General features: G+C 58.8%; 6 protein-coding genes. All 6 read right to left on the bottom strand.

Translation table 11 applies throughout. From position 1 onward, the window contains the following. Positions 1-43: 43 nt before the first annotated feature. Positions 44-628, bottom strand: coding sequence for a hypothetical protein (locus AC6FTP_RS23945; RefSeq protein WP_497209430.1), 585 nt, complete (start codon positions 626-628; stop codon positions 44-46). A gap of 54 nt (positions 629-682) precedes the next feature. Next, on the bottom strand, positions 683-1,471 hold the full coding sequence (gene drmC, locus AC6FTP_RS23940; RefSeq protein WP_497209429.1) for a DISARM system phospholipase D-like protein DrmC: 789 nt from the start codon (positions 1,469-1,471) through the stop codon (positions 683-685). Further along, the gene (drmB, locus tag AC6FTP_RS23935) at positions 1,471-3,336 is read right to left on the bottom strand and encodes a DrmB family protein (protein ID WP_497209428.1); all 1,866 of its coding nucleotides are present in this window, start codon (positions 3,334-3,336) and stop codon (positions 1,471-1,473) included. The genes drmC and drmB overlap by 1 nt, the downstream gene beginning before the upstream one ends. Next, on the bottom strand, positions 3,333-4,058 hold the full coding sequence (locus AC6FTP_RS23930) for a helicase-related protein (protein WP_497209427.1): 726 nt from the start codon (positions 4,056-4,058) through the stop codon (positions 3,333-3,335). Before AC6FTP_RS23930 ends, drmB begins: the two co-directional genes overlap by 4 nt. Continuing rightward, entirely contained in the window at positions 4,040-5,230 is a 1,191-nt protein-coding gene (locus tag AC6FTP_RS23925; protein ID WP_497209426.1) for a hypothetical protein, read from the bottom strand. The genes AC6FTP_RS23930 and AC6FTP_RS23925 overlap by 19 nt, the downstream gene beginning before the upstream one ends. Positions 5,231-5,232: 2 nt before the next feature. Then, positions 5,233-8,310 (bottom strand): DISARM system SNF2-like helicase DrmD (gene drmD, locus AC6FTP_RS23920; RefSeq protein WP_497209425.1); only part of this gene is annotated, 3,078 nt, incomplete at its 5' end.

Genomic DNA, 8,310 nt, shown 5'->3' with positions numbered 1-8,310 from the left:
CGAGCGTAGCGCGTGGCTTCTTCGATGAGGTCAGGGAGAGTCATCACGGAGTGAGATTGGCAAAAAGATCGCCTGTGTCGTCACGGTCGGGATTGTCAGGCAAAGGTTGTTCGTGCAGCACCTCGTCCCTTTTCATATCAATCTGGAGAAGCTGTGCATCATGCACAAACCGAACCTCCATAAACACGCCAACGGCTGCGGTTTCACGGTTAGTCCATGTTTTGAGGGCAGACTTCGCCGCATCGTTGACGCTCTTGAATGTTTGCGAATCATCACCTGCGAATTGGCAGACGCAGCTATGTAGTTGCTCGTTGATTGGGTCGATGTACAAATCGCTCTGTAATACAATGGGAAGTAGTTCTTTGTTTTTCGGTCGATTGGTGATTTTGGGGTTCTCTCGCATGCAGCGCCCGTGGAGTTCGGTTTCGTCACGGACAGGCATGATAGGTAGGTAGAGAATGCTGCCCTTGGGGAACAACAACTTGGGGGCTGCAGACTGGTCTGATTCCACTAATGCGTGTTCAGGCAACACAATCTGAAGTACCTGCCCCTTGGCTATCATCCTGTTCGTCGGAAGCCCAGATGTCTCCCATTTTTTCCCGTTCCAAGTCAGAGTGAGATTGTGCATGCTGGATTCGCTCATAGTAATCAAACAAGGGGGGCAAGGAGTGTAAGTCCAGTCTTATGCAAAGGTGCTTAATTGAATGAAGTGCCCAGATTGTGACATCTCCTCGAACTTGGCTCGGAGCTGCAATGCCACACCGTCGTTCACGCACCGGATGCCGACCTCGATATTCCGGACCATGGCGTCATCGGTCAGGTTGGCACTGGACACGAGCACTTCACGGTTGTCGATGACGAGACACTTGGCGTGGAGCTTGCCGGGCTTTCCTTTGGGGTTCTTTGGGCGCTTGGCGATTGGCCAAAACCACACATAGCCAGACTCGATGAACGATTTTGGGAAGGCTTTCCATGCATCGTGTGAGAGTTGGCCAGCGCTGTCGTCGGCAGACTCCACGATGATCTTCAGTTCTATCCCTTTGAGTGCAGCAGCCTGTAGAGCTTCCATGATGGCGGTCGCCTTGAAGGCTGCAAACGTGACGAGAAGGATGGAGGTCTTGGCCCGGCCAATCATTTCCAGCATCTGGGGGAGAGTGTCGCGAGGGGATGCTTTGGGCGTATCCGGTCCTGTCCAGACGAGTTGAATGTCTGGACTATCCCTGCCTGCCGCGATTCCGGCGGCAGTGGAAGTCAAGGCAAGTGCGAGCTCGCGCGCTGTCGTCTCTGTGCCCTTGAGAACGCGCTTCAATCTGACCAACGACTCCTTCGACAAAATGCCCGTCAGGTTCGCCAGTGCTGTCGATGCATCCATATTCTCTGCGTTGAGGAGTGCGCATGCTTTCTCGATGGCCGCCTTTGGAGCGTCAGCGCAGGTATGGACAATCGCAGAGACCAGAGGGTTGGGCATCATCAGGCAGGAATGTCGAAGAAGGCTCGTCCCGACTTTGCGAACGTGTTCACGAGGACCGACCGGTCGAGGTAGCGGTTGCCGCGTTCGCAGGAGGTTTCGGCGGCGAAAAGGCAGCCGTGGCAGCAGGCGGCGTGAATGGTGCGCCCATCCTTGGATGGCTCGTGTTCACTGCACAGGGGGTCCGAGGTGCAGATGCGCATGGACTCCAGTGCTTGGGAGAGTATCTGGCCGAGTCGGCGCGGCTCTCCAAGGCTAACCAGCCCGCCAAGGGTTCCTTCGCTGTCAGCAGCCGCAGTGTAAAGCAGCAGACCAGCCATGGGGCCTCCCACCTCGCCTTCGTGGCGGCAGTAGATGCGTTCACGAATACTGGCAGCGGTGTAGCCGCATTCGAGGGCGATCTCACGAAGCAGTGCGTGCGAGAAGGAATGGATTAAAACATACTTTAGGCCGGGAAAGCCGGTGCTGTGTGGGGGTTCCAATTTCCGCATTTCCCGCCAACGTGAGTGGGAATTAAGAAACTGTTTTTCCAAGGCCGCCACCTCCGGACGAGCAAGCCACTCGGAGATCACTTTCTCGGAGAACTGCACAAAGATTCCTTCACCTCGCACTTCCGTGGCCGGCACCCATTTGGGAGCATCGCGACGAAGCCTCACACAGCGGTCAGGAGACAGATCGTTGTAGTCGTCACCATCGCCGGCGGATTCGACGCGGGTGAATCCCACGAGAGCCCTTACTTCGCGAAGTTTATGCACGAGCACCGTGCGCTCGATGTAGTGCTCGAATCCCGTCGGTGGTTCCGTCTGCTGTGTTTTGAAATCGCGTTCGTCTCGGTTGGGATTTTCGGCGCTGAAAAGCTGCCATTCGGGTGTTTTGAGGTCGTCGGCGTTGTCTGCCACGGGTTGCCCCATAGACTCGCGTCGGGCCACGATGCCGTTCCAAACGATTTCAGGGCCAAGCTCTCGCAGGTCCGTGAGTTGAGGCATCATAGCGGGAGGTAGGGCAAAAATGCCCTTCACCTGCTCAAGAGATTGCAGGCCCTCAATCTGTCCCCAATGCGCCGCGATCAAAGATCCCACTGGATCGAGTTCCTCGGGAAGCACCAAGCCCGAATAGACCACGGGAAACCAGCCATTGGATGCACCGAGGAGAATCACACGTGCTCGCTCCGAACACACTTCCTTGCTGCGGAGATGAGGATGGTGACCGGGGCAATCGCAGCCCCCTTGTGTCCTGCCTGGGCTGTCTTCATCAGTGCTACCCAACGCTGGCCCCAGAGGCGTTTTTTTGTTACATGTGGTGCATTCGACAAAGATGTTTGTCGCCTCGCCCGATGCCCCTACTTCGTAGAGTTTAAGTTGAGATGGCTGGCACGGAGTCGAGGCACCATGCACATACTCGATCCAGGGGAAGTCGGCTAAGTGCCCTTTTGAGCAGGCTAGCACGAAGCGAACCGGGAGCACCGTGGGGCGATTGGCCTTGCCGCAATTGTCATGCACATAGCGAGTCCTTTCCGGGCGGTAGGGATCTTTGACCAGTTTGAAGACACCGCCATCCACGGTGGCCAGTGTGTTGCAGAAAGGACAGCGCATCCAGCGCGGGAATGCGGCCACTGGCACGCCCAGTGTCCGTGCGCCTGCTGTTGCCTCGTCGGGTGCAAAGGGTGGATGCACCATCTTCTTCACCTGTGTTCCCAGGCGGTTCTGCACCGCAGCCAGGAGCCGGCGGTCATTGAGAGGATGGCAGTCGTTTTCCTTCCAATCGTTCAGGCCCATGACCAAGACGGAAAGGCTGGGAAGGTCCACCATGGCACCGACGCCAAAAGTGAAGACCAACTGACTCGGGCGTAGTTCACCAACTTCGTTCATAGTGCTGCCTCCTCGGCTTCAGGTTCATTGAGTTCGGCATCTGTTGGCACAGGCTCGAAGGGGTTGAGTCCAACCGCACGCTCGTCGAGCACCAGATTCACCATGGGCTCGACATCGCGCAGCGAATCAAGGCAGGTGAAATCCTGCCACTGCGGTGTCTGCCCTGCATGTTGCAGCAGTCCGACCACGCCTTGAGCATCATCTTGATAGCCGATGCGATGATCCTTGGCCGTGGTGGCTTTCTTCACCCATTTGTCACGCCGGTAGTCCGTCATTTTTTGGATCTCCGCTCCGACTTCATTCTTCAGCATCGCCTGAGTGCCACGCTCACGCATCATGCTCGCCACCTCGCTTAGCAGCGCCTCGGTGCCCTTGAGTGCGCCTGCTGTGTCATTGGCATTGAAGCTGTTTTCCAACTGCCGCATCATGCCCACATAGACCCCGCTAAGCCCACGCTCCAGCGCTCGGGTGGCAAAGGGGGTCAGAGACAGTGCCTCGACGTGTTGATAGAAGGTGTCGTGGTAGTGCTCGAACATTTCATAATGGGAGAGGTCGCGAGGTCGCGCCCAGTTGTAAACGTCCACTACGAGGCCGGGCGAGGCACGTCCGACACGGCTCGTGGCCTGGATGTATTCCGCCGTCGTTTTTGGCTGGCCGGCGGTCACCATCAGGCCGAGTCGCTCCACATCCACACCCACGGAAATCATATTGGTGGCCAGCACGACATCGAGAGGCTTCTCTGGGCCAACATAGCGCTGTGGACGAACTTACTTCGTGCCTTGTAATACTCATCCTGAAGTTTGCGGCGGCACTCGGAGAAACTCATCTTCAACTGACGATGGACCAAGGCTGCCGTGCGTGCGGGAACCTGCTGAGAAATACTTCCCCCAGTCGAAAGCAACTGCTCCAAGACAATGATGAAGTGGAGATAGGATTCGCTGTGATGACCTTCGAGACAGATCCGTGTTCCTCGATTCAACGTCATGGCATAAGCTTGAATCCGCCCATGCAGGGAAGACTTTTCCAAGCTCGCAAAGTCACACTGGGCATTCATGGAAGCAATCGCTGCCCTGGATTCTGGCAGGTCCGGGAGAGTAATCTGCGGAACGTTGCCATTGAAGATCACACCACCTTCGTTCCCTGGTTCGTTTCTGACCTTGAGATAACAGGTGATTTCAAAAATGGCTGGACTCTTTCGATATGTGTCACCATCAACGAGTCCGTATCCAAGAGCGTAAATGAGCGCACGACGCTCTTCAAAATCCGCCCACATCATGTTCCAGTGCTCATGATGAACAGCATCAAACCAAATCCATTCCAAGTGGCTTAGCAATGCTGCGGTATCGGACGTTTTTGTATCCCGAAAGTAGAGACTCAAATCGAATACATGATGCTGGAAAATTGGGCTTGTGATGGCTGGGCAACCACTGAGCATGGAGCGGATAGAGGGCGGCATTTCAGCGCCAGCACGCTGAATGCGGCGCTCCAATTTTGAGAGGTCGAGAGGACCAAGTGTGTAGCCTTTCCACTCGAAAGGAGTAAGCCACGAAGATGGCAAGTTGGTCCTCAAGGGAGCGAAATGCGTCACATCAGCCTGTCTCTTGCAAGCAAGGAGGGCTTGCAGTGCGGCGACCAAGGAAACTTGTTTTACATTCTTGGCTGCCAATACGGCCAATGTGGAACGAACGATTTCAGGGGTGTTGGATACCTCAATGGAACTGAGCCAATGCCCCAGCTTCTTTATCAGAGCTTCGATGCTTGGCTGGATAGTGTTGTCATACCAGAGAAGGACCTCCTCTGCTACCGGTATGCTCGACCAGTGAGGCTCATCGACAGGTGTAGCAAACCTAAAGGTAGCTGCCAGCGGTTCAAAAACCTTGAATCCTTCAATCATGATCAGCGAGAGAGTTCAGCGATGGCCTTTTTCGGCACGAGGAAGGTGATTGCCACAGGGAAGAGGCGGGCCTGGGGATTGCGGTAGCGGGCGCGGAGGTGGGCGACTTCGCGCTCACGCTCGGCGGGGAGCTGCTGGAGGCGTAGGCGGAGGCTGTGAAGATCGGACTCGCGCTGCTGCTTCTCGAACTGGTCGAAGAGTTCGAGCTGCTGCGGGGCCTCGGCTTCGAGTTCGGCGCGGATGGATTTCTCCAACTCGGTGAGGACGGCATCGAGGTGGGCGGCTTCCTTGTCGGAGCGTTCGTCGAGGAAGGATTGCAGGTTCTTCGTTTTCTCGTCGCGGCGGACTTCGAGGGATTTGAGTAGTTGTTCGGAGACCTTGGGCCAGAGTTTGAGCAGGGGTTCCTCAATGAAGCCGGGGGCGGCATTTGGAGTAGCGGCGGCCAAGGCGTCTTTCACCTCACCGACATTCATGCGGCTGAAGCGGCCTTCTTTGATGGTGCCGCCGGCGGTGATGAGTTCCTCGTGGAGGCGGTGGCCATCCGCCCCCAGCACGACGAGGCGGCCGTAGGCGATGACGGCGGGAGTGGAGAGCGCATTGTCTGTGACCATGCGGGCGGTGCAGCGCTGGAGCTTGGAAGCGTTGCCAGAGGTCCAGACCTCGGCACGCAGGAGGCGCTGGCAGCGCTGGACGAGAGGGTGATTCAGGTGGGCAAGAACGACATCATCGCGGCCTCGGGCGGTAGAGGCATCGAAGACGATGGGGCGGATGACCTTGGTGTGCGGATGCTCCAGACCGGCAGCGCAGGCTGCCCAACTGCCGCTCATGGGTGGCAGGTGCCAGGCGGTGATGGCGGGCAGGTGGCGGGCAGCGGACTCGACGCGGACTTCGCGAAGCTGAGGCTGCTGGCCAAGTTCCAAGCCGACGCGGACGATGTTGGCGACGGTGTCGGGGTCGAGGTGTAGCTCGCGGCTGGTGGTGTCGAGCTGGTCGTGGAGTTTCTTGAGCTGGTCCTGAAGCTGGCGCTCGAACTTGAGCATCCGGCGGGCGGGCTCGGCCTGAGTTTCGGCCTTGGCGGTGTCGAGATTCTGACGAGCACCGAGCATGGCCTCCTCGACCTGCTTGGCGATGACGGGGCCGACTTTGCCAAGGTCCTCGCGGATGGTGTTCACCTTGATGGCGGCCCGCATGAGGAACTCGAGATCGCCCTCAAGATCGCCGGGGTGGTGGGCGGACTGGTTGCGCTTCGAGTCGAAGCCGGTGCCGACGAAGTGGAAGATGTCCACCTGGGTGGCTTTCTGCCCGTGGCGATCCACGCGGCCATTGCGCTGCTCCATGCGGTTGGGATTCCAAGGCACCTCAAAATGGATGAGGCGATGGCAATAGTTCTGGAGGTTCAGACCCTCGGAAGCGGCATCGGTGGCGAGGAGGATGCGCACGGCAGCATCGTCAGGGTGGGCCTGGAAGGCGGCCTTCACCTGCTCGCGATCTTCGAGGGGCATACCGCCGTAGATTTGAAGAAGGCGGTCTCCGCCAGCGAAGCCATGGGCAGCGAGGAGATCGTGGAGCCACTTCTGTGTGGCGCGGTATTCGGTGAAAATGATGACACGCTCCTGGTTCCATTTGCCGCCGGTTTTGAGAGTCTGCTCTAGCCATGCGACGAGGGCCTTGGCCTTGCTATCGGGCGTCTCTGCGGCGCGTGCTGCCCAAGTGCGGAGGTCGCGGAGAAGCTCGCTTTGATCACTGGCGATGGCACCGAAGCCACGGCTGGCGGTTTCGACGGTCTCCTCGGTGGCGGTTTCCTGGGCGGTATCGTCGTCGAAGTCTTCGTCGAGCAACTCTATCTGGCGGGCGAGGCCAGCGGCGGAGATCTTGGCAGGTGCGGCGGCACGGCGGGAGACGGCGTGCTTTTCCAACGTGGTGACGAAGGCGGCGGGAGAGGAGAAGAGGCGCTTTTTGAGTAGCTTCAGCACGAATTCGGCAGCCATGCGCCCGCCTGGCATGTCGCCGGCGGATTTGAGGCAGAGGGCGGTGTAGCGCTTCAGGAGTTGATGGGCTTCCCGCTCGGCCTGGGTGTAGGCGACTTCGAGAGGCTGAACTTCACGAGGGGCAAAGCGTGAGGAGCCGTCCCAGCGCTTTTCGAGTTCGGACTTGAGGCGGCGGACCATGACGGCCTGCAACTGCTGGCGGTTGGGCTCGATGTTGCGGGCGAAGCGTTGGTTGTCGAGCAACTCCAGGAGGGCGGTGAAGCTCTCGCGGTAGCCATTGTGCGGCGTGGCAGAGAGGAAGAGCTTGTGCTCGAAATGCGGGGCCAGCGTGCGGATGGCCTGGGTGCGCTGGGAATCGACCGCATAGTGGCTGCGGCCGGAGGGGGCGACATTGTGCGCCTCGTCCACGATGAGCAGGTCGTATTTGCGCGGGTAGGTGGGCTCGCCAGCGGCAGGTAAAGTTTCGCGGAACAGGCGCATGGGGCGCTCACGCTTCAGGAAGTCGATGGAGGTGATGAGGCGGGGAAAGTGCTTCCAAGGGTTCGCGTGGATGCCGCGCTTGCGGCGGAGATCCTTGAGCAGCTCGGCATCCACGATGCGGAACTCCATGCCGAACTTGTCGCGCATTTCCTCCTGCCACTGGCGCTGGATTGACGAGGGGCAAACGACCAGGATGGAACGCACGCGATGGCGCAGGGTGAGCTCCTGAGCCACGAGGCCAGTCTCGATGGTTTTGCCGAGGCCCACGTCGTCGGCGATCAGGAGATTCACACGCGGCATGGAGAGGGCACGAGCGACGGGGTCGAGCTGGTATTCCTCAATCTCGATGCCGCTGCGGAATGGGGCCTGGAGGGCCTTGTCGTCCGCCTGGGAGATGGTGCCCCAGCGCACGGCGTCGAGGAAGGCGTCGAGTGTCGAAGGCACGTCGAAGGCGGTGGGAGTGGGCAGCGTGGAGCGCTCTTTGACGGAGGCACCAGCTTCGAGTTCCCAGACGACTTCGAGTTCCTCCCCGTGGCCGTCATCTTCGACTGAGGAAAGGGTGACATGGTGCCACGGGGCGGTTTGAGAAGGCAAGGAGCCTGCCGGTCCTCC

Source organism: Prosthecobacter sp., assembly GCF_044378005.1.
Lineage (GTDB): Bacteria > Verrucomicrobiota > Verrucomicrobiia > Verrucomicrobiales > Verrucomicrobiaceae > Prosthecobacter.
The sequence above is the reverse complement of the archived record's forward strand: the minus strand, read 5'-3'. Positions and strand labels throughout refer to the sequence as shown.

What these genes read in the sequence shown, in the direction of transcription:
- AC6FTP_RS23945 (WP_497209430.1), bottom strand. Translation starts at nt 628, where the DNA reads ATGCACAATCTCACTCTGACTTGGAACGGGAAAAAATGGGAGACATCT.
- drmC (WP_497209429.1), bottom strand. Translation starts at nt 1,471, where the DNA reads ATGATGCCCAACCCTCTGGTCTCTGCGATTGTCCATACCTGCGCTGAC.
- drmB (WP_497209428.1), bottom strand. Translation starts at nt 3,336, where the DNA reads ATGAACGAAGTTGGTGAACTACGCCCGAGTCAGTTGGTCTTCACTTTT.
- AC6FTP_RS23925 (WP_497209426.1), bottom strand. Translation starts at nt 5,230, where the DNA reads ATGATTGAAGGATTCAAGGTTTTTGAACCGCTGGCAGCTACCTTTAGG.